Raw genomic sequence first — 26,192 nt, forward strand, 5'->3', positions numbered from 1 at the left:
TTTTTTTTATTTTAAGAAAAAAATTTATTCGAACTATAAGTAAACAATTTAGCAGCTCCGGTACCTAACAAAAATCCAACCGTTGCTCCTGTTAATATATCTATCGGAAAATGCACTCCTAGATACAATCTACTATAAGCAAAGAACAACGGGAATAATACGAATAGATAAATATACTTAGTATATTCTTTAAGGCATAATATAGCAAAAACAGTAACCACAGTTGATGTAGTTGCATGCCCTGATATAAAACTATAATTCTGTGGATTGATCAATGTTCTTAACTGATCTTGAATTTCTGGATCATTGTTTGGTCGTAATCGCTCAAAAATTGCACGAATCATATTTACAAACTGATCTGAAAATGCTACTAGCACAGCCAAAAACAACAATAGATACAACCCTTTTTTCCAACCAAGATATCTAAAAAACAAGAATATAACCAAAATAAACACGGGCGCCCAATGGAATTGTTTTGTAATAAATAACCATAGACCATCCCATTGTGGCGATCCTAAATTATTTAAGAAAATTAAAAGCTGCTTGTCTAACTGAATTATTTTTTCAAACATTATTTTACTATTTCAATAATTTCTACTTCAAATATTAATTTTGCTTTTGCGGGAATAGGACCATAGCCTCCTGCTCCATATGCTAAATCATATGGAATAAAAAATCGTGCTTTATCACCTGCATTTAATAGAGCAATACCTTCTGTCCACCCTTCAATAACTCTATCTACACCCAATGTAAACTGGAATGGTTTATGTCTTTTATAAGAAGTATCAAATACTTTTCCATCTACAAAATATCCTTTGTAATGCACTTTTACATTATCTCCTTCCTTAACTCTTTTACCATGACCTTTATCCAACACCAAAATTTTCAACCCTGAAGCCAACACTTTTGCTTTTTCTTCTTCCATTGAAAGAGAAAATAACAAACTATCTTTTTTAAACTTTTCTTTTACTAGTAATTCTGCTTGAAGCTTCTTTTCTCTAGCGATTTCTATCGCTTTTTCTGGAATAAACTTCTTAGCCGTCTCCCCTTTTCTTACAATAGAAACAGAAACAATTTTATCATCTTGCTGAATAGAATCAATAATATCCAAGCCTTCAATCACTTTACCAAAAACGGTATGCTTACCATCTAGCCAAGAGGTTTCTTTGTGTGTAATAAAAAATTGACTCCCATTACTATTCGGACCAGAATTTGCCATGGATAAGGTTCCTTTAGAATCATGTTTATGCAGCAACTCTCCTAAACTATCCTTTGGAAATTCATCTTCAAAAGTATATCCTGGTGTTCCTTTTCCGTTTCTTAAAATATCTCCACCTTGAATCATAAAGTCTTTAACCACTCTATGAAAAGGCAATCCTTTATAAAACCTTTTCCCTATTAAAGAGTCGCTCACCCTTGTATTGGTACCTTCAGTCAACGATACAAAATTCGCAACCGTAATAGGTGTTTCTTGATAAAACAACTCTACAATGATCTTACCTTTCTCTGTATCGATATCCGCAAACATGCCATCATAAGGATGAGAGCGATCACAACTTATTAGGATTACAATAATAACGAGAGGTAATAGTTTAAATATTTTCATAGTATTTTTTTTCTAAAAGCAAAAATAGCAATTCCTATACATAAAGTATAAAAATTGCTACAATTATAAGTTACTATTAAATAAAAAATTTAATCTAATATTTCGATAAGCTCTATTTCAAATATTAATGCTGTATTTGAAGGGATTAAACCATTACCAGCAGTTCCATACGCCAAATTAGGCGGCATAAAGAATCTATACTTTGCTCCTTCATTCATCAATTGCACACCTTCTACCCAGCCTTCAATTACTGATGAATTTACATAAAATTCAAACGGTTCTTCACGCTCAATAGAACTATCAAACACAACACCGTTTAAGAAAGAACCTTCATAATGAACTTTTACTCTACTATTTGCAACCGGTTTTTCACCAGTTCCCTCTTCAAGTATATCATATCTTAATCCACTATTTTTAAATTGAATAAACGCGTTTTCCATCGGTTCTATCTCCATTATAATAACAGAATAAGGGTTTATAAAATTATAATCTAAAGACTCTCCATAAGCTAATTCGTATGGAATGTATAGCTTATAGTGGCCTCCAATTTGCATATACTGCAACCCCTCTTTAAGTCCTTCCAACAAAGTACTTATTTGATTATAACCTACTTGCTCATCCTCTAAAGCTTGATTCGAATACAACACCGTATCATCAATAAGAGTAGATTTATATTTCATTTTAATGATATCTAACTCACTCAAATAGTCTCCTTCTCCTTCAGACAGAATCTCATATTGTAAACCTGTTTCGGTCTCTACAACCCCTTCATTAGATTTATTAGCTTCTAAAAAAGCAATACCTGCGTCTCTATTTGGGTAATATTGCTCTATACCAGGTTCTGGATCTGACAAACAAGAACTTAATATTACTATGGATACAAACGAAAAAATTGCTTTTAGAAACTTCATATTTTTACTTATTTACTTTAATCAATTCTACTTCAAAAACCAATGGCATAAATGGCTTGATCGGACCACCTCCTCTTGGGTTAGCACCATATGCTAATTCTTGAGGAATATAAAAAGTATACTTAGCACCCTCTCCCATTAATTGTAATCCTTCTGTCCATCCTTTGATTACTTGGTTTAAACCAAATGACGCTGGCTGACCTCTGTCAACAGAACTATCAAACACTGTACCATCAGGTGTTGTTCCGTGGTAATGTACGGTAACATTATCTGTAGCAGATGGATGTGTAGCATTCCCTTCTTGAATAACTTTGTATTGCAATCCGCTTTCAGTAACAACAACTCCCTCTTTAGATTTGTTTTCCTCTAAAAATTTCAAACCATCTTCTTTTACTTGACCAAAGTCTTTGTTTGCTTGCTCCTCAGCTTGTTTTTGCTGTCTAGCCATAAAGAAAGTTCTTAAAATATTATCCAATCCATCTAATTGTAATAAAACTTTTTCATTCCCTAAGTCTTTATATCCTTGAATAAATAATGGGTCATTAATTTCTTCAAAACTTGGTTTCATTTTGATCGCCATATCTAAACCTAAAGCATAACTTACTGTATCATACTCGCTTAATAATTTAGAACTTGTATTGTTATTTACTTTTTCTGTTTCTGAAGCAGTTGAATCTGCAGCTTTCATAGCAGCTTCTTGCTGTTTCTTCATGAAAAAAGTTCTCAAAATATTATCTATATCAGCCACTTTAACTTTTACACTAGCAGTATCTGCTGCATCCTCATATCCATCGATAAATGCAGTTCCATTTGCATTTGGAAAGTTCAATTTAATCTTGTTGGCCATATCCAAACCTAAAGCATAACTTACAGAATCAATTTCTGTAGATAATTTATCTTGTCTTTTTTGTTTATTACAAGATGTGAATGCTACGGTAGCAACCAATCCAAGAACTGCGATACTTTTAATTTTCATTTTTGTTATTTTAATTGTTATATATTACTTGTTAATTTTTACTAAATGTATGTTACTTACAATAGGCTCATTACTTCCGATAATTCGGTTTTTATCTCCATTCATTCTGTAAGCTACAAAAGAAGAAAACAAAAACTTTACTTGTTCCCCCTCCTTCATTATTTTAATACCTTCTTTTAATCCTTTTATGATGTGTTCTTTATCTACAACATAGGTACGCAAACCTAAGTCTTTTTTTGCATATAAAATAACTCCATCTAAACCAATAATTTCTTGTTCAAACGAAACTACATCTCCTTTCACTGGAGTGCTTCCTTTTTCTTCTTTATTTACATATGCATACCAAAAACCTTTATTAGAATTTATATAGGTCAAAGTTGAATCCATGCGCATATATTTTTCCATCAAAGCCTTTTCTTCTGAAAACAAACGCTTATTTAAAGCAATTGTTTTCTCTAGGTTAGATCTTTTTGAAACAGAAACTGCGTATCTCGGCTTATCCTTAGCACATGACAAAATACTAAGCCCTAACAAAAGTAAGAGAAACTTAATTTTCATAAGAAGCAGCTAATTCCTTTTTATATCCTTTTAACTCCGTTAAAAATTGTTTTACAGTGTCATCAAGAGATGTCAATGATCTACCTCCAGCTGCATTGTCATGCCCACCTCCATTAAAATGATTACGAGAAAATTGATTCACTGAAAAACGCCCTTTAGATCTGAACGAAATTTTAATAATTCCTTGTTCTACATCTTCAATAAATATGGCAGCCAAATATATCCCCTTCATTGATAGTCCATAATTTACCAAACCTTCGGTATCACCCTTCTGGTAATTATACATATCTAATTCCTGTTGTGACAGCGTAATATAGGCAGTATGATATTCCTTAAGAACTGTTAAATTAGTTAATGCAGCTCCCATCAGTTGCAAACGACTATATGAATTTGCATTGAAAACCTTATCGTGAATTTTAGCATTATCAGCACCTTTATCTATTAACTCTCCTATTATTTTATGGGTTGTACTGGTGGTTGATGGAAACCTAAAAGAACCTGTATCTGTCATAATTCCAGTATACAAACAAGTAGCCACATCTGCATTTATCAAATCTAACTCCCCCACTTTTTCAATAAAATGATACACCATCTGACAAGTAGAACAAATAGAAGTATCAGAGTAAATGTACTTAGAAATTGGATCTGGCTGCTGATGATGGTCGATCATAATATACGTCCCTTTATATTCTTCTAAGGCTTTTTGCATATCATCACCCACTCTATGAAAAGCATTAAAGTCTAAAACAAAAACAATATCAGCTTCCTCCAAAGCACGTTTGGATTGTTTGTTTTGTTTATCATATTTATAAACAGTCTCTACCCCTGGCAACCATTGTAAAAATTCTGGTACATCATTTGGTAAAACCGTTGTTGCTTTATGTCCTTTTTGCTTTAAGTAATGTTGCATTCCCAAAGTAGAACCAATGGCATCACCATCAGGATTTTTATGCGCTACTAAAACAATATTTTTAGGAGTTGACAACAACTCTTTTATCTCTTTAATTTCATTTTCATTCATAGTTTGCGAATATACGATTTAAATAAGCCTTGATTTTATTAATCCTGCAAAAAAAAAGTTAAAAAAACTTAATATAAATCCTAATTTTTAACGCAGAACCAAAGGTTCATAAAAGCATTGTTTTGCAGTAACTTATTTTTCAATAGAATAAAGTATATTTGCGCACAAAATGTAGATAAAAAAATTAAACATGATAACAAATAGAACATTTACAATGTTAAAACCAGACGCTGTGTCTAAGGGAAACATTGGTGCTATTCTTGAAAAAATAAATGCATCTGGATTTAAAATAGTTGCAATGAAATTAACACAACTCTCTCAAAACGATGCTGAAAAATTTTATGCAGTACACATGGGACTTCCTTTTTTTGAAAGATTGGTTGCTTTCATGACCAGTGGTCCTATTGTAGCAGCCATTCTAGAAAAAGAAAATGCGGTTGAAGATTTTAGACTATTAATCGGTGCAACCAATCCGGACGATGCTGTTGAAGGAACCATTCGTAAAAGTTTTGCTACTTCCGTTACAGAAAATGCAGTACATGGATCTGATAGCGATGAAAATGCTCTTTTAGAATCTGAGTTTCATTTTTCTAAAGATCAAATTTTCGGATAACAATCCGTTTATACTATAAAAACAGCCCCATTGATAATTTATCAATGGGGATGTTTTTTTATGAATTTTAGAAATTCTTAAGCAAATTTAACAGCCTTTGCAGGACTAATTTTTGTTATTATATAAGATGGCACCAACAACATTACCAAACATAATACAAGTGTACCTAAATTCAGCAACAATACATGCCAAAGATTGATACTAACCGGAGCACTACTCACATAATAAGTTTCAGGATTTAATTGTATCACTTGGTAATATTTTTGAATCAACAAAAGTCCTATTCCCAAAACATTCCCTATCAACAGACCTCTAAAAATTAAATAAGAGGCATTGTACAAAAACATTTTTCTGATACTCCAATTGGTACTACCTAGCGACTTTAGAATTCCAATAGTTTGAGTCCTTTCCAATATCAATACCAACAAGGCCGTAATCATATTAATTCCAGCAACCAATATCATAATTCCAATAATTACCGCAATATTTGTATCAAACAACTTTAACCATTCAAAAATAGCAGGAAAAAGCTCTAGTAAAGTTTGACTATTCAACATGGGATCTATCTCTTTGTATACGGATAGTCCTGTTTCACTAATTTTTGAGAAATCATCTACAAAAACCTCAAAACCTCCCACCTGATTGGTAGTCCATTTATTTAATTTTTGAATTTGCTTTAAGTCTCCTAAAATAAAACTCTCATCAAAATCCTTAAAGCCTGAATTATAAATGCCAGTTACCGTAAAAATTCTCCTATTCGGCAGTCTTGAAGAATTTTCTTTGATAAAATACATATCAAATGTATCCGAAACCTTTAGGCCTAACCTATCTGCAAGAATTTTAGAGATTAAAACTTCTTTACCAATAGTCTTTTCTAAAACTGACGGAATTTTACCTTCAACCAAATATTCTTTTATACCTGACCAGTCATAATTTTCATCCACCCCTTTCAAAACAACACCTTCAAAATCTTTCTCTGTTCTAATAACCCCTGCTTTTGTAGCAAAAGGTTGTACTTTAGACACACCGTTTAACATGGTGTAATCTGGGTAAAATTCTTGACTTTTAGCTACCGGGTTTTGTGTAGTTTCCGAAGTATTATTGTCATAATTCGTAATCTGAATATGCCCCTTGAATACAGATATTTTTTCTCGTATTCTGTTCTGAAGTCCAACTCCAGTAGAAACCGTTATTAACATTAATAGAATTCCAATTGAAATGGCCGTAATAGCAATTTTTATTATTGGTGATGATATACTACTTTTATGCTTTTTAGAGGCGGTAAAACGTTTGGCTAAAAATAATTCGTAATTCAATTTATTCGTATCAATGTTGAGATTCAAAAATACATATAATTCCTTTGCAAATCCTACAAAGCAAAAAGATTTTAATGGCTTCATACATGACAAAATTAAGCTCCTTAATTTTATGCTTGTTTTCGTTTTCACAGGATTACAATTTTCATGTCAATCACAACAACAGATTTCTGTAGGAGCCAACCAGACAAAAAACTACCTACCATTACTAGCTGATAAAAAAATTGCCATTGTAGCAAATCAAACCTCAGTGATTTTCCACAAAACCTCTAGAAATAGGTATACTCATCTTGTGGATTCTTTGGTTTCTCATGATGTTTCAATTATCAAGGTGTTTTCTCCAGAACACGGGTTTAGAGGAAAAGCAGATGCCGCCGAACATGTTGCAAATGGAATAGACACAAAAACTGGCTTACCAATTATATCTCTGTATGGAAAAAATAAAAAACCAACTAAAGAGCAGCTAAAAAACATTGACATCGTTGTATTTGACATCCAAGACGTTGGGGTACGTTTTTATACCTATATCTCAACTTTGCACTATGTCATGGAGGCCTCCGCGGAAAACAATATTCCTGTAATAGTACTAGACAGGCCCAATCCAAATGCGCACTACATAGATGGCCCAACGTTAGACCTTCAATATAAAAGTTTTGTTGGCATGCATGCAGTTCCTTTGGTATATGGAATGACTATCGGAGAATATGCTAAAATGATCAATGGAGAACAATGGTTGAAAAACAAAATTCAATGTGATTTAACTATAGTCCCTTTAAAAAAATATAACCATCAGAAAGAATATGATTTACCAATAAGGCCCTCACCTAATCTCCCCAACTCAAAATCAATCAACCTATACCCTAGCTTAGGTTTTTTTGAAGGAACTCCTATCAATGCAGGTCGAGGAACCGAATATCAATTCCAACGTTATGGATCTTCAAAATTTCCAAATACGTTATTTGCATATTTTCCTGTTGCTAATTTTGGTAGTAAATACCCAAAAGATCAAAATAAAAAATGTTACGGTTACGATTTATCAAAAACAAAAAAACGCTCTAAAGTAGATATCTCTTTTCTAATGAATGCTTACAAGAAATACCCAAACAAAAAAGATTTTTTTGGCAAAACATTTACCATTCACGCTGGGAATAAAAAATTACAAGAGCAGCTAGAAAATAATAAAACGGCAGAAGAAATAGAGCAATCATGGCAAAACGATCTTATAAAATTTAAAGTAAAAAGAGCCAAGTATTTACTTTACCCATAAACCTGAAAATTAGAGATAACTATCGTGCCATGAAAAGTATTCCTCGATAATCTCTTGTTTATAGGTATCTAAAAATTCAAAATATTTTTCTACTACAGGGGTTCTTTTTTTTCCGCTTGGCCACACAAGGGACCATTGCGTTTCAATGGGTAAGTTTTTTAACGGAATAATTTTCAAACTCCCATTTAAAATTTCATTCTTTAGACCAATTAGCGGCATAATGGAGCAACCCATCCCTGCTAAAACTGCTTGCTTAACAGCTTCATTTGAAGTCAATTCAATCTTTTTAATATTGGATACATTTTCTTTTTTAATAAAATTCTCCATAGAAAAACGAGTCGCAGATCCTAACTCTCTATAAACAAGAGGAAAATTTTCTAAAATTTGCTTAGCAGATTCACCTTTTGGAATATCAACATCTGATTTAATTACCAAATACAACCTGTTTGCTAAAAGCTCATAACTACCTAAATTTATAGTATCCGGCATCACAGAAACTAAGGAAAAATCAACTAGATTATTCTCCAAATCTTTAACAACACTAGATTTGTTAGTTACATTCATTTCTAATTCTACCTCAGGGTACATTCTGATAAATTTACTCAAAAAATAGGGCATTACATATTTGGCCGTAGACACAATGGATAAGGTTAATTTTCCGTAAACCTTGCCTTGAAATGCTAAATTTCTTGCTTTTATCTGCTCCACTCCATCAATAATTTCACGTGCTAAAACAGCAATTTCTTTACCGAATTCAGTAATATAAATTTTTCTACCAATCACTTCTGTCAGTGGAATATCAAACTGTAATTGAAAATTTTTTAACTGAATAGAAACTGCAGGTTGTGTTAAATACAACTCCTCTGAAGCTTTAGTGATACTATGCGTTTCAACTATTTTCAAGAAGATTTGCAATTGATTCAAAGTATAATTCATAAAATATTTTAATACAATTCATTACAAACATAAATAAAAATTTATGACTATGAGCAATTACTTTTGCAATGTCTAATTTTAATAAGAACAAAATGAATATTCAAAACTCCACTAATTCGATGTCTTTATCAAATGAAAAATTAAAAAAAATCATCCAAAAAAAGTTGAATACCCTCAACTTAGAACTTTTAAAAAAATGTGAATCTCAAGATACCGACACCAATGAAATTCGTAAAAAAATTCTTCAAGAGAAAAAAGTTCTTAATGAAATCAAGAAAACTCCTAAAAACGTTTTATTGGAACTTATTATCACTGAATTGTCGTCGTCTATTATAGATGTAAAAAATTCAGAAGTATCAAAAAATTTTTATCACAAATCAATATAAATCATCAAATAACAAAAAATGAACATTGATCTACTTATCAGTAATTTAACCAACCCTGCTTTATTATTTTTTATTCTAGGTATCCTAGCTGTTTGCTTGAAGAGTGATCTAGAAATCCCCCCCAATTCCTCAAAATTCATCTCTCTTTACCTTTTATTTGCCATAGGTTTTAAAGGAGGGCAAGAGCTTTCTCATGAAGAATTTAATAGTGAGATTATATATTCCATGCTATTTGGAATCTTTATTGCTGTAGCCATACCCATTTACACGTTTTTTATTTTAAAAAAGAAATTCACTATTCAAAACGCAGGGGCAATTGCTGCTGCCTATGGCTCTGTAAGTGCAGTAACTTTTGTTACGGCTATCTCATATTTAGAAGCGCAAGGTTTACATATGGATGGTCATATGGTTGCGATTATGGCTATTATGGAGAGTCCCGCTATTATTGCCGGTTTGATACTAATATCATTATACAATAAAAACAATGACGACAAAATCAACAAAAAAGATGCCTTGAAACACTCCCTCACCAACGGAAGTGTACTATTAATTATGGGAAGTTTAGTGATTGGCTACCTTGCTAGTGCAGAACAAGCCAATGATATAAAACCATTTACAGATGATTTATTTAAAGGCTTCCTAGCCATATTTTTATTAGATATGGGAATTGTTAGTGGTCGTAAATTAAATGCATTAATCGCTAAGGGAATATATCCATTTATTTTTGCCATATTAATACCCCTAATCAATGGTAGCATCTTCGGAATCCTTAGTGGTTACATTACAGATGACATTTCTAATAGATTTATTTTTGCTATTCTAGCCGCAAGTGCTTCTTATATAGCTGTACCTGCAGCAATGAAAATGGCAGTACCAAAAGCAAACCCAGGTTTATATTTACCAATGGCCTTAGCGGTTACTTTCCCTGTAAATATAACCATTGGGATGCCACTTTATTTGGCTATAGTGCAAAATATCACTCCTTAAAAATTAATAAATATTAAATAAAAAAGACTGCAATAATTGTAGTCTTTTTTATTTACCATTTTTGTCTTATTTTTATTTTATCAACACTATACATAAAGCCAACATTTACAACCTAAATTATGCATAAAACATACTTTATATTTATATGTATCTTTTTTACTTTTACCTCTCAATCACAAACCATAGACTCTACTCAAATAGGTAAAGAATATCCTTATGTGTTACCTATTTTAGGAAAAAAAGCCTATGCTAAAGGATATGAATTACAAAAACCATTTGGTGTGATGCTCGGAACCCTGTTTAACAAACAAGGTATTGTGATTGATAATTTTGAAATGGCTATTAGTGATGATCAAACACCACCTACAAATTATTTCGCTCTTGATGGAATTCTAGATTTTGGCCCTTCTGAAGGTAGAATAAATACTGTCAATGCTCGCTTAGACACTTGGATTCTTCCATTTTTTTCAGTGGGTGGATATTATGGAGAAGTTTGGGGAGAACAAGACATTACATTCAGTGTGGTAGGTAGCGACTTGATAAAAAGTACTACTGATATACGTGGAAAATATTATGGTTTAAATTTACTTGCCGTTGCTCCAGTCGGACCTATTAACATTGCTGCAGATTACTCATGGTCTTGGACTACCAATGCTAGACTTGACAAACCGGTTTTGGTAAATGTAAGTGGTATGAGAGTTATCAAAAGAATCATGACCCCCACCAAAGGACGTTTTTGGGCAATTTGGGGAGGTGCACAGTTTCAAAAATTAGACAGCCAAACTTCTGGTAATATTGCCTTTGATGAAGCACTTGGAATCACAGAAGAAGACAAGCAAAACTTAGACAATCATTGGAATAGTTTTAAAAATGGTGATGTTCCTAATGGTAACGGCGATTATTGGGGTGATCTGACTTTAGCCGAAAAAATTAGAGCAGAAGCAACCTATAATTTGGTTCGTGGGGTTGTGGATCAAAATGTATATTACAAATTCAACAAACGATTGGAATATGAATGGAACATGCTATTGGGCTTCAATTATCAGCACAACGACAAGTGGCAATTTAGAGGAGAATATGGATTTTTAAAATCAAAACAACAACTCATGCTCTCCCTTAATTACAGGTTTGGATTGTAATAATTTTTTTCTATTTTTATTTTATAAAACTTAATGATACTTCTATGAAACAAAAATCACTACTGTCGCTATATATTGCCCTGGTGTTAAGTGTATTTACACTTTCGGCGCAAAAAAAACAAAAAGAAAAAAACAAGTATATCTTATTTAATAATATTCAAATTTTTGATGGAACTTCAGAAACACTGACTTCTGGAATGTCTGTTTTAATTGAAAACAATCTAATTAAAACAATAGCTGCAGATATTGCTGCTCCAAAAGGCACTAAAGTTATTGATGGAAAAGGAATGACCTTAATGCCCGGATTGATCGAAGGACATGGTCATTTACAAATGAACGGCCATTCTATAAGTGACATTGAGAATAGTAGAAATTGGGAAGAACTAGCCGTACGCTCTACTGTAAACGCTAAAAATGCTTTACTTTCTGGTTTTACAACTTGGAGAGATGCTGGTGGAATGGGTGCTGGACTAAAAAAAACTGTTGATGCTGGCTTGGTTTTAGGACCTAGAATTTATCCTTCTGGTGGTTTCATTGGACCAACCGGTTCTCATGCTGATTTTAGAAATTTCAATACACCAAATGAAACCTTTAACGGGATTCAATCTAGCGGAGGTAAATTAGGAATGACCATTACTGCAGATGGGATTGATCAAATTAAAGCAGCGGCTCGTCAAAACTTTATGCAAGGTGCTTCTCAAATAAAAATTATGTCTAGTGGCGGTGTAGTATCACAATTTGACCCTTGGCAGTTAGATGCGTACGGCCCTGAAGAAATTAGAGCAGCTGTGGAAGTAGCAGATGCCTATGGTACCTATGTAATGTCACATGCTTATAGTAAAAAATCAATCATGCGTTGCTTAGAAAATGGTGTAAAAACAATTGAGCACTGTTTTATGTTTGATGGTGATGTTGCTAAATTAATGAAGAAAAAAGGTGCTTATATGACAACTAATATGCAAGCTTTCTCTCCTGCTTTATCACAAGTTTCTGCTATCTCTGCAAGTAAAGCTTCTGCAAGAAAAGCTAATTCTGCTCAAGAAGCCTTTAAAGGATATATTGAAAATGTTAAAAAACATCGTCCAAAATTAGGATATCAGGGAGATTGTGTAGGTATGCCAGATGCTTGTAACAAACAAAATGACCATCAAATATATTTAGGTGCCCATTACTTCGGAAACCATTATTACTTAAAAGCGCTTACCTCTGTAAATGGAGAAATTGTAAAACTTTCAGGTGAGTTTATGGATCCATACCCAGATGGAAAACTAGGAGTTGTTGAAGAAGGTGCTTACGCAGATTTACTTTTAGTAGACGGAAATCCTTTGGAAGATATTTCAGTAATCGGAGGAAATGAAAAATGGTTTGATGCTCCTGTAAGAAAAGGTATCAAAACAATGAAAATAATTATGAAAGATGGGATTATTTACAAAAATACTTTAGGTAAATAATCTTCACTTTTCACAAAAACCAAAAACAATCTACTATCTTTAAGGATGCTAGATTGTTTTTTGTTTTCTCTAACCCTATTGCAATGAAAAAAATATTCTTATTATTTCTTTTACCGACAGCTATCTTTTCCCAAGCTCCTAAGCAACAAAAAACAAATTTTTCGATAGGAGGCTTTGCTAAAATGGATGCTATGATCACCGTATTTGAGGGAGGAGAACTTACCGATCCTGAAAGTCCACTAAGAGATATTCATTTGCCAAGTGCTATTCCGGTTGGTGGTAAACAGACATACGATACACATATGCATATTAAAGAATCAAGATTTTATTTAGATTTTGATCAAATATTGCAAAACAACAAAAAAATTGAAGCTTATTTTGAAATGGATTTTTTACTTTCAGCGGCAGGAGATGCTAGAGTTAGTAACTCATACAATCCAAGAATCAGACATTTTTATATCAATTATGAAAAATGGCTTTTTGGCCAAACCTGGTCAACATTTATGATTGTTATCATCCCTGATGATCTCGATTTTTCTGGAGCTGCTGAAGGAATTGTGTTCAATAGACAGCCTCAAATTCGTTATTCCACGAAACACTGGCAGTTTTCTTTAGAGGTACCAGAATCTACCGTTACTCCAAACGATGGCGGACCATTTGTAATTTCTTCAGGTGGAATACCCGACATTATCCTACGAAGAAATTTTAATGGGAATTGGGGTACTGCAGGGGTTTCAGCTATCTATAGAAACCCAAGATACTACGACATTAATGAAAATCGTAAAAGTTTTAATGCCTATGGGATCACGGGTGGTGCAAAGTTTAATATCGGTAAAAGCGACGATCTTAGAATTCAAGGTACTTATGGAAATGGTTTAGGTCGTTATCTTGCTTTAGCTTTTCTAAACAGTTCTATTGTGAATGATCAAGGAGATTTGAAAGCTATCAAATCTACAAATGGTTTCGTATCTTATCTGCATCATTGGAACCATAAATGGCGTTCTAGTGTTAATTATTCATTTTTAAATGCTGAAAACCCAAAGAATATCACAAAGCAAAACGCAAATAAAAATGCATGGAGCGGATCGGCAAATATTATTTACCAACCTGATAAAAATTTACTTTTTGGAATTGAAACCATGTATGCCTATCGTGGACTAGAAGATGGATCAGGTGATGGTTTTTACAGATTGCAATTTTCAGCAAAATACTCTTTCAATTATAAAGCAAAATAAATCAGTTTACTGTCTAAATATCCATTATTATTAATATTTACTAATCCTAGATTAATGATTTTAAGATTTGATCTTTTTTAATTTGATAAACTAGTATGAAAAGAAAATTACTAACCATTGGAACAATTATCGCACTCTTTCAAATTAATGCTCAAAAAGCCACTGAAAAATCTGCCGATGAAATAGCCCAAGAACTGTCAAATCCTGTAGGAACATTAGCAAGTCTAACATTCCAAGGAACCTACACAGGATGGGATGGTTCCATTTCAGGAGCTTCAAATCAACATACTTCAGCACTAGTTTTCATGCCTACAATCCCTGTTAAACTAAAAAAAGGAAGTATCAGTATTCGACCTAGTTTACCTGTAGCCGCAGCTCCTGTTAACCAAGCAGGGACATGGTCTACAGAAAGAGGATTGGGAGATATTGGATTAATGGCAATGTATGGAACAATGAATGAAAAAGGTTTTATCTGGGGTGCAGGTCCTACGATGTTCTTTCCCACAGCAAGCGAGACTTCATTAGGGAAAAATCAATTCCAGATCGGACCCGTTGCTTTAGTAGGGGTTGTAAAAAAATGGGGAGTCCTTGGGGTTTTATGGCAGCATTGGTGGGGAATTTCTGGACACAATGAAAACAACAATAAAGTTAATACCGGGACTGCACAGCTATTTTATTGGTTTCCTGTAGGAAATGGTTGGCAAATTGGAGGTAGCCCCATCCCTACTGCTAATTACATAACTGCTAGCGACATAGATTTTTCAATTCCGCTAAATCTAGGTTTCGCAAAAACTCAATTGATAGGAAAAACACCTCTTAAATTCACACTCCAAGCTCAATATTATGTTACAAGACCCGAAGCTATTGGACCTAGTTGGGGCATATTCTTTCAAATAACTCCTGTAATTAATCTTCCTTGGTAAACCATAAACTATGATAAAAAAATACACCTTATACACCTTAATGCTTCTGAACTTAGGAGCTCTTTATGCACAATCTGAAAACACTAAAAAAGATGAGGACTACAAATTAGGTAGTAAAGATCAAGTTGACAACCAACTAGCTCAGGATAAATCTTCTATATTCGAATTCGACTTTATGAAATCTTATTTTGATGCTAAAGGTAAATTAAAAGAAAAGTCAGGTTTTGATTTTGGAGTTGATTATTCCTCTGTCTACTTTGGAGCCTCAGAGAGTTTGGGAGATCAATCTTCCGCAGCTGGAATGGTAAGATTATATGGTTCATGGGAACTTGTGAACCGAGGTTCTAAAAACAACGGAGCGCTGGTTTACAAAATAGAGCACCGACATAAATACACAGCGATAACCCCAAAGAATTTCGGATTTGAAATGGGTTATGTTGGAATGCAGGTACCCGCTTTTAACGAAGATGGCTTTAGAATGACCAACTTTTATTGGAGACAACGGTTAATGGATGGAAGAATATCCTTTGTAGCCGGACTCTTGGATGCCACAGATTATGTAGACGTTTATGCATATGCTAGTCCTTGGACTGGTTTTATGAACTTCCAATTTAGTACCGGATCAGAAGCTGTATATATTCCCAATGATGCTGCATTAGGTGCGGCTGTTGCGATGTATATAACAGACAATATTTATGGAATCGCGAGCATCAGTGATGCTGGGTCGGACCCGACGAAACCATGGGATAATTTCAATTCATTTTTTTCAAACAACAACTATTTTAAAAGTGTAGAATTTGGATACACCACCGGAAAAGACCGTTTCTTTCTTGATAATATACATCTTACGTATTGGCATTCTGATGGTAGTCCTGTAACTGCATCACTACCGGGTTGGGGACTCGCTTTCTCTGCAACTCATTATTTCAAAAATGGACTGCATCCTTTTTTAAGAGGGGGCTATGCTAAAGACGGAGGAACTCTATTGCAAAAATCATTGGTTGGTGGCTTCGCTTATCAAACTACAGAACAGGGGAGTTTATTAGGAGTATCTTTAGGTTGGGGTGAAGTTAACGAAACTTCTTTTGGACCTGATTTAGACAATCAAATTACGGCAGAAATCTTTTATAAAATAAATTTCTCAAACAGATTTGCATTATCACCCGACCTTCAATATTTGGTAAACCCTGCTTTAAATCCGAACACAAACAACATTTTTATTGCCGGTATTAGAGGAAGAATAGCCCTATAATCAATTGAAATAATCTAGATTTATGAAAACAACCCGATTAGTAATTCTTGCTTTCTTATTTACTTCTTTTTTTGCACAAGCTCAAGACGACATTAATCGATGGGATAATTGGCTACTTGTGGGGAATAAAATTGTTTTTGGTGGTCAAAATGATTTTCAACATTCTCATGAATTACAATGGCGTGTTAATGAAAATATGAGTGCCTTAAAAGAATGGTACTATGAAGGTGTTTTAACCTACTCCCCTAACGCAAAATGGGAGATAGCACCTGATTTTAGAGCAAGTGTTAAAACGGATAGACAAGATTTTAGATTCGGATTAGGAGGTGTAAGAAAATTTAATTTCACCAATGATAAAAATGTATTAAAAGGCCAGTTTGTAAACCAAATAAAATACCAAATGGATATTGATACCAAAGGAAACTTAAGACACGGTTTCAGGTATGTAATCACCTATAACAAAATTGTAAGTGAAAAATTTATTGTAAGTGGATTGGTTGGACCTTTTTATAGATGGAGTGAAGATTTTACAGGTATAGAATTTGTAAGAGGTGGACCTGTATTTACCTATATTTTCGACAAACAACATACAGTTGCTATAGCCCCATTATTCGGAACCGCTAATCTTGGTGGTGATGCTGGCTGGGCTTATTCTTTTACTCCAATGATTTCACTCATTATTAGAGCGGGTAAAAAATACAAATACATCCCTGCTAAATACATCAACTTCTAACCCAAACCCTATAAAACAAAAAAAGCATCTAACTTAATTTAGATGCTTTTTTTGTTTTAAATATTTGTTTGAGCTCTTTTATAATTGTTACAAGATGAGAAACACCACCAATAATTTTTTGAGACTCTGTCAGTACATTTATTAAAACCTCATTTACTTTTTCTGCAAACGAAGATGAAAGCTGTTTCCCTTCAAACTTTAAAAACCGCTTCGCAATGTCTGGTAAAATTTTCAAAACTAAATTCTGAGGATTTACAGTAGTTTGAAATTTTTGCTCCAATATTTTTTCTTGAAGAGATATCTCTGTCTTTAATATTTCTTTTTGCAAGTGAAAATTTGATTTTTTCATATCAAAACAATTTAAGAGGGTATATTTCTATCAAGGTAATTCGTAAATATTTTACGAATTATTTTTTTTCGTTTCCATATTAAAAACAACATTGTTACTAATAACAACGAGGTAAAGGCTACAAATCCTAAATAAGTACTATCAAATGCCGCATTGAGCAATAACGCCATGGTAAACCCTAAAAACAGCAAAAAACAGAAGAATAAAAAAATAAACACGATATCAAAAAATAATTTCGCCCTGATATCAGCTACCTTTTCGGTGGCTTCAAATTTGAATAACTTTAATTTAAGTTCTATATATTTAGTAATTTCTTCCTTCATTTAATCAAGTTCTTTTAGACTATTTCTTGTCCTTCAATCTCCTTTTCTAAAGCGCTTATTTTATCTTTTAACAAGGCAACTTTTTCAGTAGTAAACTCACCACCTTTTTCAATAAGTTCATTTATTTTTTCTTTAAGCAAATCTATTTTACCTAATAATTCTTCACGTGTTTCATCACCCGAACTTGGTGCTAATAGGACTCCTGCGACTGCTCCAACGAACAGTCCAACCATTAAACCTGCAATCCATTTTGAAGTTGTACTCATAGCATCTCATTTTTTATATACTTTCAAAAATACTGAGAAAAAAACAAATAAAAGAATCAACTTTATTGAAAAGACTGAAAAACGATTGCATTATGTTGAACCTTTATATTACTTAGGTTCAATTCAAAAACGGTATCCGTTTTTATTTGAAGTTTAAAATGATCATATTCTTCTCCTTTTTCTAGAATAGAAATTATTTTTTTTATCACAAAAGACTCTTCAAATACATACGTATCATAATCTTCTTTATCGGTTAGGAAGAAAAAATAATCCAGCTTTTTCATCAAATCAAAACTAAAATAGGCAGATTTTCCTTTTGCAAAAAAAACAAAATTTTTAGCAAAAAAATCTTTTTCAGAAGAGGCATCACCAAATGCATAAAAAGAAAAACCGGATCGTTTTATTAATTCTTGCGACATAACAAACTATTTAAACTTAGACTCCGGACTTGCCTTTCCTCCTAACGGGATGGCTTTTTTAAGATTTTCAATTATATTAAAAGTGGCAGGACATATTTCAGCATTCTTGACGGTTAAATCCGTTATTTGAATAAATTTTTTGCGATTTGTGTGTGGATACTCACTACAAGCTTTTGGACGAACATCATAGATCATACAGCTGTTATCATTTTCATCTAAAAAATGACAAGGCACCTGTTGCAGCACGTAAAAATCATCTGAATCACGCTCTAGAAACTGCTCTATAAATTTGAATTCTTTCATCTTAAAATGCTTAGAAATTCTTTGAATGTCTTTTTCTGTAAAAATTGGACTTGAAGTTTTACAACAATTTGCACATGTCATACAATCCGTTTTCTCAAACTCCTTATCATGCAAATCACGCATTGTTAAATCCAATGTTTTTGGAGTACGCTTTTTTAAACGTTGAAAATATTTTAATGTGTCTTTTTCAACATCTTTAGCATCTTTGTGTAAAGTTGCTAGTCTAGCTTCCATATTTGCCATAACAATTCGCTTTAATTAGACAGCAAATATAAGCTTATTGCCGCAGTAAAAAACCCTTTTTGAATACTTGTATCCTCGAACCGAATATTTTTACTGAATAATTATTTAGAGCCATCTAATTATTGTTAAATTTGCAGCTCAAAATTTCAAGATAAATGAGTATCCAAAACACTTTAACAATTGCCGTAAAGGAAGCTGCGGCTAAAATTTTTGATAAAGAAATAGAAAATGTAGAATTTCAAGCTACGAAAAAAGATTTCGAAGGTGATATCACCATAGTTATCTTTGCTTTGTTAAGAACAATTAAAGGAAATCCTGCAGTTATCGGTGAACAAATAGGAACTTACCTAAAAGAAAACATAGCTCTTGTTGAAGATTTTAATGTGGTTAAAGGATTCTTAAACCTTGTTATTTCTGAAAATTATTTTATTGACAGTTTCGCTTCATTTTTCCCAACAGAAAATTTTGGAATTGTTACTCCTAACAAGGAGGATAAGGCTGTCATGGTAGAATACTCATCTCCTAACACAAATAAACCTTTGCATTTAGGCCATGTTAGAAATAATTTATTAGGTTTCTCTGTATCAAACATTATTGCAGGGGCAGGTAAAAAAGTCTTTAAAACGCAAATTATCAATGACCGAGGAATTCATATTTGTAAAAGTATGCTTGCCTGGGAAAAATTTGCTCCCAATGGGAATGATGGTAAAAAAGAGAATCCTGAAAACACTGGTATAAAAGGTGATAAATTAGTAGGTAACTACTATGTGAAATTTGATCAAGAGTACAAAAAAGAAATCAATGAACTTATTGCAAGTGGTGTTACTGAAGAGGAAGCTAAAAAACAAGCTCCTCTTTTAATAGAAGCGCAAGAAATACTTTTAAAATGGGAGTCTGGTGATGAAGCTGTGATCGAACTTTGGAAAAAAATGAACCAATGGGTATATGACGGATTTGATATTTCTTACAAAAACCTTGGGGTAGCTTTCGACAAAAACTATTATGAAAGCGATACTTATATTTTAGGAAAAGATGTTGTTGCCGAAGGTTTGAAAAAAGGAATATTTGAGCAAGATGCTGACGGCTCTGTTTGGATTGATTTGACTGAAGAAGGATTGGACAGAAAGATTGTTCAAAGATCTGATGGAACTTCAGTTTATATCACACAAGATATTGGTACTGCTATTGAACGTTTTAAAGATTATGACATTGATTCTTTAACCTATACAGTTGGAAATGAACAAGATTATCATTTTAAAGTATTATTCTTAATTCTTAAAAAACTTGGATTTTCATGGGCAGATAATATGTTTCACCTATCGTATGGTATGGTAGATTTACCTTCTGGAAAAATGAAATCTAGAGAAGGTACTGTTGTAGATGCAGATGATCTTATGCAGGAAATGACAAATACAGCTCGAGAAATTTCTCAAGAATTAGGGAAGTTAGATGGCTATTCTGATGAAGAAAAAGAAGAGTTATATAAGATAATTGGGATGGGTGCCCTAAAATATTATATTTTAAAAGTAGATCCTAAAAAAAGAATTTTATTTGACCCTAAAGAGTCCATTGACTTTAACGGAAACACAGGACCATTTATTCAATATACTTATGCCAGAATTCAGTCTATTTTAAGAAAGGCTACTTTTGAATACTCCACTCCTATCAATTCAATTTCAATTAGCGAAAAAGAACGTGCTGTAATCAAACAGCTTCAATTGTTTCCAGAAACGGTTCAATTAGCCTCAAAAAATCAAAGTCCTGCTTTGATTGCAAATTACACATATGATTTAGTGAAAGAATACAATTCTTTCTATCAAAGCTCCTATATACTAGGTTGTGAGGACGAAGATTTAAAAATCTTCAGAACACAATTATCAAAAAAAGTTGGAGAGGTTATCAAATCGGCTTTTGAATTACTTGGAATTGATGTTCCTGAACGCATGTAATCGATTCCATGATTTCTGATAAAAAAACATTCTTTATAGAGCTCCTAAAAGCAACCCTAAAAATAACTATCGCTGGGGTGGTTTTAGGAGTTTTACATAAGCACCATATTGTGTTAGCCTTACTATTAGCGGCTAGAACCATACAAGTTACTTATACCCTATCTTTTAAAAATGGTGTGAAAAATTGGATTTTACCTATAGGAATGCTATTCACTGCTATTAGCGGTTTGATTGTAGAATACATTGGAGTCAGTTTCAATCTTTGGGAATACCATAATATTACACCCAAATTACCTTATTGGCTACCATTTGCATGGCTACTCTCCTTTCCATTTATTTATAAAATTGAAAAGAAACTCATTGAAACACTTTCAGATAAATCATTAAAAAACAAGTTGTTTATCATCGGGTTTATCGCTTGTGTATTCCCAGCCTTTGGTGAAATGATTACCATTGCCTTGGGGGTATGGACTTACTATGTACCCTACCAACTTTTTGGGGTTCCATTTCTAGCCTTTTTGGTACTTCCATTACTACATATTTGTATCAACTTACTCCTTTTTAAAATTTGCAAAAAAAGGAATATTAACGATGTTGTTTTTAATAACATACCTACAGATTCAGATCAGATTTAACCTTTTACTAAGAAAATCTCTTACTTTTTCTAGTGGTGTTTTTTACAAAAAACCTACTTTGAAACACTAGAATCAATATACCTATAAGAAAAAAGCGTTCTTTTTTATCATAAAATTAATACTGTGATATTATTTTACATTTTTCATAAATAAGTAGAGGAATTGTAAAAATAAATATAGATTCATTAAATTTGCGTGCCTTTAATTTGGCATCTATGTTTGATATCAAAAAACATAGATTTTGAAAAAGTTAGAAAACAAAAAATCATATACAATGAAATACGACGTAATAGTTATTGGAAGTGGACCTGGTGGTTATGTAACTGCGATTAGAGCTTCTCAGTTAGGATTTAAAACTGCTGTAGTAGAAAAAGCTGAAATAGGTGGAATTTGTTTGAACTGGGGATGTATCCCAACTAAAGCATTATTAAAAAGTGCTCAAGTATATGATTACTTAAAGCATGTTGATGACTATGGTCTGAAAGCAGAAGCGATCGATAAAGACTTTGAAGCGGTTATCAAAAGAAGTCGTGGAGTTGCTGATGGAATGAGTAAAGGAGTTAACTTCTTAATGAAGAAAAATAAAATTGATGTAATCAAAGGTTTTGGAAAAATCAAGACTGGTAAAAAAGTAGACGTTACTACAGAAGATGGTACGGTTACTGAATACAGTGGTGATCATATCATTATTGCAACTGGAGCAAGGTCACGTGAATTACCAAATTTACCTCAAGATGGTAAAAAAGTAATCGGATACCGCCAAGCAATGACTTTACCTAAGCAACCTAAAAAAATGATTGTTGTTGGTTCTGGAGCTATTGGTGTTGAATTTGCACACTTTTACAACTCAATGGGAACTGAAGTAACTATTGTTGAATTTATGCCTAATGTAGTGCCTGTAGAAGATGCGGATGTTTCTAAGCAGTTTGAAAGATCTTTAAAGAAATCTGGAATCAAAGTAATGACAAATTCTTCTGTAGAATCTGTTGATACATCTGGTGAAGGAGTTGTTGCTACGGTAAAAACAAAAAAAGGAGAAGAAAAATTAGAAGCTGATATTTTATTATCTGCAGTAGGAATCAAATCTAATATTGAAAATATTGGATTAGAGGATGTTGGTATTGTAGTAGACAGAGATAAAATCTTAGTGAACGATTTCTATCAAACAAACATTCCTGGATACTATGCAATTGGAGACGTTGTTCCTGGACAAGCTTTAGCACACGTTGCTTCTGCAGAAGGAATTACTTGTGTTGAAAAAATTGCCGGGTTACATACAGAAGCTATCGACTATGGAAATATTCCTGGTTGTACGTATGCATCTCCTGAAATTGCATCTGTTGGTTTAACAGAAGCAAAAGCAAAGGAAGCAGGATACGAAATCAAAGTAGGAAAATTCCCATTCTCAGCATCTGGTAAAGCAAGTGCTGCTGGTAACAAAGATGGATTTGTAAAAGTTATTTTTGATGCTAAGTACGGAGAATGGCTAGGATGCCATATGATTGGAGCTGGTGTTACAGACATGATTGCAGAAGCAGTTCTTGGTCGTAAGTTAGAAACTACTGGACATGAAGTACTAAAAACAGTTCACCCTCACCCTACTATGAGTGAAGCGGTTATGGAAGCTGTAGCAGATGCATATGATGAAGTAATTCACTTATAAGAATTCTCACAAATATTAAAAAAAGCCGATACTTACGTATCGGCTTTTTTGTTATATATCCTACTCAATAAATTATATTTCAAACAAATAAAACAAATAAATAGACTATTTTACAGCACTTATTAAAAACGGCAAAATTTTTGATATAATTCATGTTCACTAATTAAACCATAGGTAAGATTTTGAGTCTTAACCAAACCAGATATAAACCTCTATGAAAAAAACAGCATACCCAGTCCTTTTATTGCTCCTTTGTTTAGTATCCTTTACAGTTGCTAACAAAGAAGTTTTAAATGACTTAATTGTGTCCAAACTTAAAGAGTATGACACAAAAAATTTCCCTGAAAAAATTTATCTCCATACAGACAAACCTTATTATTCTTTAGATGAATCTATATGGTTTACTGGATATTTGGTAAATGGTATCAGTCATTTAAAAAGTAACAAAAGCATGGTAATGCATGTCGATTTAATTGACAGCAACGACAGTATCATGGATTCGAAAAATATATTTGTCGCTCGCGTTACTGGTGCAGGAGATTTTAAAATTTCAAAAAAATGGAAACCTGGTAAATATTTATTGCGTGCTTATACCAATGAAATGAGAAATATGGATGCCAAAGATTTCTTTCAAAAGGAAATTACTGTTTTGGCAACCTCGGAAAACGATAGCCTAACGAATACAACGTCCATAGAAGAAAATGCTACTGAAAAAGAAGAAAAGGAAACCGTCTATAAAATCCCAAGGCCAGAATTAAATTTTTACCCAGAGGGTGGTTACCTTGTTGAAGGTCTAAGTAATAAAGTAGCAATTAAAGTTACAGACCCAATTTTTAAAAATCAAATTGTCAAAGGAACAATCGTTGACAATGACGGGAATGAAGTTTTTTCTTTTAGCACTGTTAAATTTGGTTTAGGATTGTTTATCATAACGCCAGAGGCAGGAAAATCATATACTGCCATTGTAGATGTGAATGGATCTGAAGAAACTTATCCTTTACCAAAGGCTTTGCCATCAGGATGTATCATCAGTGCCGTGAATAACGGAACAAATATTTCTATTAATGTTGCTTCAAATATAGAAGGAGGGCTTAAAGAGACATTTCTTGTTGCGCATCAAAGGGGAAAACACCTTTATAGCAAAATAGAATCTGGTGATGTTGATAGTTATAAACTAAATTTTCCAACTAAAAGTATGGACGATGGAATTGTTCATATAACTATTTTTAATGCAGATGGAAATCCTTTAGCAGAAAGATTGATGTTTGTTGAAAACGCAAATAACAATATATCTGTTAGCGTAACACCGGATAAAAATAAATTAGGAATTCGAGAGAAAATAACGCTTACAATTGACACAAAAGACATTGATGGTAACGTTGCTCCAAGTTCTTTATCTATGGCTGTTAGGGATATGCAAGCGGTACCTCAAAATAATTTTGCTGAGAATATTAAAACCTATTTATTACTTAATTCAGATCTTAGAGGTACTGTAGAAAACCCTGGTTATTTCTTCGAAAAACCGAATGATCCAAAAAGAAGGTATTTACTTGACCTTACGATGATGACTCATGGATGGAGACGATTCACTTGGCAAAGTTTGTTAAACAGTACAAAGAAAGAAAGACAATATCCGTTAGAAAAGGGAATTTATATCAAAGGGAGAACCAAAGCTTTGAAAAAACCATATGATTTTAAAAGTATGGAAACTAGAATCACTTTTATGGGAAAAACCTTTCATCAAGAGCCTCAGCAATCTGACTCATTAGGAAATTTTTCATATGGTCCTTTCATCTTCTTTGACACAATACCAACGCTTATTGAAGCAAGGCTTTATAGTTTTAAATCAGAAAGATATCGAAATAGAAACGTTGTTATTTTATTAGACAACAATGAACCAGAAAAGCCTGAAATAGAAAGACAACAAATTGTTCAATCAAATATTTCTGATGAAGATCAATTGGAAGCGTATTTAAAAATTTCTAAATACATAGAGCAAGTAAACCTAGAATACGAGCAACAAATGCAGTTATTAGATGAAGTTGTGGTTGTAGGACAAAGAAAAACAGAAGAAGAAATAAGAAACGAAGAATTTGACAATAGAACCTTACATGGTTACTCAGAAAAAAGAGTTGTACCTGAAGACATCATTGGAGCTGAAACCTACACTATATTTGATCTTTTACAGGGGTTGGCTGGTGTAAGTGTAGCCGGTACAAGTGTTAGTATTCGAGGTGGTGGTAGTCCTGCATTTTATTTAGACGGAATGCCTATTGACTCTACATTTGTTGAATCATTATATGGTTCAGATATTGATTTTATTGATGTTCTTACGGGAGCTGATGCTGCAGTATATTCAAATGCTGCAAATGGAGTCATTGCCATGTATTCCAAGATTGGTAGCAATATTTCAAGCAGAAATATCAAAAGAAAACCAGGAATAATTGATTTCCAAGCAGAAGGTTATTACACCACCAGAAAATTCTACGCACCTGACCACATCAATGGTTTTGAAGAGATGGGTAAGGTAGATCTAAGAACTACATTGCATTGGGAACCTTATATTAGGATACTCCCTGATAAAAAAGCAGAAATATCCTTTTTTAGTTGTGATACGCGTGGAGATTTTGTGATAGATATCCAAGGAATTTCAGACACAGGAACACCATTTTCTAACATAAGTACTTTCACTGTAAAATAAAAAAAATCCTCTTCGTTTGAAGAGGATTTTT

27 protein-coding genes are annotated in these 26,192 nt (G+C 33.0%); 14 read left to right on the forward strand and 13 right to left on the reverse strand.

The window, feature by feature from the left end; genetic code table 11:
- Positions 1–11: 11 nt before the first annotated feature.
- The 6 genes from AC2DGP_RS04215 to AC2DGP_RS04240 all read right to left on the reverse strand — a co-directional run bounded on the left by AC2DGP_RS04215 (position 12) and on the right by AC2DGP_RS04240 (position 5,072).
- On the reverse strand, positions 12–572 hold the full coding sequence (locus tag AC2DGP_RS04215; RefSeq protein WP_484491774.1) for a phosphatase PAP2 family protein: 561 nt from the start codon (positions 570–572) through the stop codon (positions 12–14).
- Positions 572–1,606 (reverse strand): peptidylprolyl isomerase, encoded by a 1,035-nt coding sequence (locus tag AC2DGP_RS04220; protein WP_484491775.1) that lies wholly within the window; start codon positions 1,604–1,606, stop codon positions 572–574. The genes AC2DGP_RS04215 and AC2DGP_RS04220 overlap by 1 nt, the downstream gene beginning before the upstream one ends.
- An 89-nt stretch (positions 1,607–1,695) precedes the next feature.
- Positions 1,696–2,517, reverse strand: coding sequence for an FKBP-type peptidyl-prolyl cis-trans isomerase (locus AC2DGP_RS04225; protein WP_484491776.1), 822 nt, complete (start codon positions 2,515–2,517; stop codon positions 1,696–1,698).
- Between the two features lie 4 nt (positions 2,518–2,521).
- Entirely contained in the window at positions 2,522–3,493 is a 972-nt protein-coding gene (locus tag AC2DGP_RS04230) for an FKBP-type peptidyl-prolyl cis-trans isomerase N-terminal domain-containing protein (protein WP_484491777.1), read from the reverse strand.
- A gap of 24 nt (positions 3,494–3,517) precedes the next feature.
- Positions 3,518–4,051 (reverse strand): gliding motility-associated peptidyl-prolyl isomerase GldI, encoded by a 534-nt coding sequence (gene gldI / locus AC2DGP_RS04235; protein ID WP_484491778.1) that lies wholly within the window; start codon positions 4,049–4,051, stop codon positions 3,518–3,520.
- Complete coding sequence (locus AC2DGP_RS04240; protein WP_484491779.1) at positions 4,041–5,072, reverse strand: DHH family phosphoesterase; 1,032 nt, start codon at positions 5,070–5,072, stop codon at positions 4,041–4,043. The genes gldI and AC2DGP_RS04240 overlap by 11 nt, the downstream gene beginning before the upstream one ends.
- A 190-nt stretch (positions 5,073–5,262) precedes the next feature.
- On the opposite strand from AC2DGP_RS04240, the gene AC2DGP_RS04245 reads away from it, so the two are divergent.
- On the forward strand, positions 5,263–5,685 hold the full coding sequence (locus tag AC2DGP_RS04245; RefSeq protein WP_484491780.1) for a nucleoside-diphosphate kinase: 423 nt from the start codon (positions 5,263–5,265) through the stop codon (positions 5,683–5,685).
- 77 nt (positions 5,686–5,762) lie between these two features.
- On the opposite strand, the gene AC2DGP_RS04250 is transcribed toward AC2DGP_RS04245, so the two are convergent.
- Complete coding sequence (locus AC2DGP_RS04250) at positions 5,763–7,001, reverse strand: ABC transporter permease (protein WP_484492481.1); 1,239 nt, start codon at positions 6,999–7,001, stop codon at positions 5,763–5,765.
- 112 nt (positions 7,002–7,113) lie between these two features.
- On the opposite strand from AC2DGP_RS04250, the gene AC2DGP_RS04255 reads away from it, so the two are divergent.
- A complete protein-coding gene (locus AC2DGP_RS04255) occupies positions 7,114–8,268 on the forward strand; it encodes an exo-beta-N-acetylmuramidase NamZ family protein (protein WP_484491781.1) in 1,155 nt (384 codons plus the stop codon).
- A gap of 9 nt (positions 8,269–8,277) precedes the next feature.
- Here the strand turns inward: AC2DGP_RS04255 and AC2DGP_RS04260 are convergent, their stop codons facing one another.
- Positions 8,278–9,204 carry a LysR family transcriptional regulator gene (locus AC2DGP_RS04260; protein ID WP_484491782.1) on the reverse strand — a complete coding sequence of 309 codons (927 nt, stop codon included), beginning with the start codon at positions 9,202–9,204 and terminating at the stop codon, positions 8,278–8,280.
- Between the two features lie 92 nt (positions 9,205–9,296).
- Between AC2DGP_RS04260 and AC2DGP_RS04265 the strand changes: the two genes are divergently transcribed.
- The 8 genes from AC2DGP_RS04265 to AC2DGP_RS04300 all read left to right on the forward strand — a co-directional run bounded on the left by AC2DGP_RS04265 (position 9,297) and on the right by AC2DGP_RS04300 (position 17,310).
- Complete coding sequence (locus AC2DGP_RS04265) at positions 9,297–9,590, forward strand: hypothetical protein (RefSeq protein ID WP_484491783.1); 294 nt, start codon at positions 9,297–9,299, stop codon at positions 9,588–9,590.
- An 18-nt stretch (positions 9,591–9,608) separates the two neighbouring features.
- On the forward strand, positions 9,609–10,577 hold the full coding sequence (locus tag AC2DGP_RS04270) for a sodium-dependent bicarbonate transport family permease (protein ID WP_484491784.1): 969 nt from the start codon (positions 9,609–9,611) through the stop codon (positions 10,575–10,577).
- 119 nt (positions 10,578–10,696) lie between these two features.
- Positions 10,697–11,716, forward strand: a complete 1,020-nt coding sequence (locus AC2DGP_RS04275; RefSeq protein WP_484491785.1) for a hypothetical protein — start codon at positions 10,697–10,699, stop codon at positions 11,714–11,716.
- Between the two features lie 44 nt (positions 11,717–11,760).
- Positions 11,761–13,167, forward strand: coding sequence for a metal-dependent hydrolase family protein (locus tag AC2DGP_RS04280; protein ID WP_484491786.1), 1,407 nt, complete (start codon positions 11,761–11,763; stop codon positions 13,165–13,167).
- 83 nt (positions 13,168–13,250) lie between these two features.
- A complete protein-coding gene (locus AC2DGP_RS04285) occupies positions 13,251–14,402 on the forward strand; it encodes a DcaP family trimeric outer membrane transporter (protein ID WP_484491787.1) in 1,152 nt (383 codons plus the stop codon).
- 95 nt (positions 14,403–14,497) lie between these two features.
- Positions 14,498–15,325, forward strand: a complete 828-nt coding sequence (locus AC2DGP_RS04290) for a hypothetical protein (RefSeq protein WP_484491788.1) — start codon at positions 14,498–14,500, stop codon at positions 15,323–15,325.
- Positions 15,326–15,335: 10 nt separating this feature from the next.
- Positions 15,336–16,577, forward strand: coding sequence for a carbohydrate porin (locus tag AC2DGP_RS04295; protein ID WP_484491789.1), 1,242 nt, complete (start codon positions 15,336–15,338; stop codon positions 16,575–16,577).
- Positions 16,578–16,599: 22 nt separating this feature from the next.
- Complete coding sequence (locus AC2DGP_RS04300) at positions 16,600–17,310, forward strand: hypothetical protein (protein WP_484491790.1); 711 nt, start codon at positions 16,600–16,602, stop codon at positions 17,308–17,310.
- Positions 17,311–17,338: 28 nt separating this feature from the next.
- On the opposite strand, the gene AC2DGP_RS04305 is transcribed toward AC2DGP_RS04300, so the two are convergent.
- The 5 genes from AC2DGP_RS04305 to AC2DGP_RS04325 all read right to left on the reverse strand — a co-directional run bounded on the left by AC2DGP_RS04305 (position 17,339) and on the right by AC2DGP_RS04325 (position 19,204).
- A complete protein-coding gene (locus AC2DGP_RS04305) occupies positions 17,339–17,659 on the reverse strand; it encodes a hypothetical protein (RefSeq protein WP_484491791.1) in 321 nt (106 codons plus the stop codon).
- 11 nt (positions 17,660–17,670) lie between these two features.
- On the reverse strand, positions 17,671–17,982 hold the full coding sequence (locus AC2DGP_RS04310; RefSeq protein ID WP_484491792.1) for a phage holin family protein: 312 nt from the start codon (positions 17,980–17,982) through the stop codon (positions 17,671–17,673).
- A gap of 14 nt (positions 17,983–17,996) precedes the next feature.
- On the reverse strand, positions 17,997–18,248 hold the full coding sequence (locus tag AC2DGP_RS04315) for a YtxH domain-containing protein (RefSeq protein WP_484491793.1): 252 nt from the start codon (positions 18,246–18,248) through the stop codon (positions 17,997–17,999).
- A 62-nt stretch (positions 18,249–18,310) separates the two neighbouring features.
- Positions 18,311–18,667, reverse strand: coding sequence for a hypothetical protein (locus tag AC2DGP_RS04320; protein WP_484491794.1), 357 nt, complete (start codon positions 18,665–18,667; stop codon positions 18,311–18,313).
- Between the two features lie 6 nt (positions 18,668–18,673).
- Positions 18,674–19,204: a YkgJ family cysteine cluster protein gene (locus AC2DGP_RS04325; protein WP_484492482.1), complete on the reverse strand. Its 531-nt coding sequence runs from the start codon at positions 19,202–19,204 to the stop codon at positions 18,674–18,676.
- Positions 19,205–19,368: 164 nt separating this feature from the next.
- Here AC2DGP_RS04325 and argS point away from each other — a divergent pair, with 164 nt between their 5' ends.
- The 4 genes from argS (at position 19,369) to AC2DGP_RS04345 (ending at position 26,161) form a co-directional block, all read left to right on the forward strand.
- Positions 19,369–21,162, forward strand: a complete 1,794-nt coding sequence (argS, locus tag AC2DGP_RS04330) for an arginine--tRNA ligase (protein WP_484491795.1) — start codon at positions 19,369–19,371, stop codon at positions 21,160–21,162.
- An 8-nt stretch (positions 21,163–21,170) separates the two neighbouring features.
- Entirely contained in the window at positions 21,171–21,797 is a 627-nt protein-coding gene (locus AC2DGP_RS04335; protein ID WP_484491796.1) for a hypothetical protein, read from the forward strand.
- 274 nt (positions 21,798–22,071) lie between these two features.
- Positions 22,072–23,460 carry a dihydrolipoyl dehydrogenase gene (gene lpdA / locus AC2DGP_RS04340; RefSeq protein ID WP_484491797.1) on the forward strand — a complete coding sequence of 463 codons (1,389 nt, stop codon included), beginning with the start codon at positions 22,072–22,074 and terminating at the stop codon, positions 23,458–23,460.
- A gap of 214 nt (positions 23,461–23,674) precedes the next feature.
- The gene (locus tag AC2DGP_RS04345; RefSeq protein WP_484491798.1) at positions 23,675–26,161 is read left to right on the forward strand and encodes a TonB-dependent receptor; all 2,487 of its coding nucleotides are present in this window, start codon (positions 23,675–23,677) and stop codon (positions 26,159–26,161) included.
- Positions 26,162–26,192 lie beyond the last annotated feature (31 nt).

It is taken from the genome of Flavicella sp. IMCC45537, from assembly GCF_057197705.1.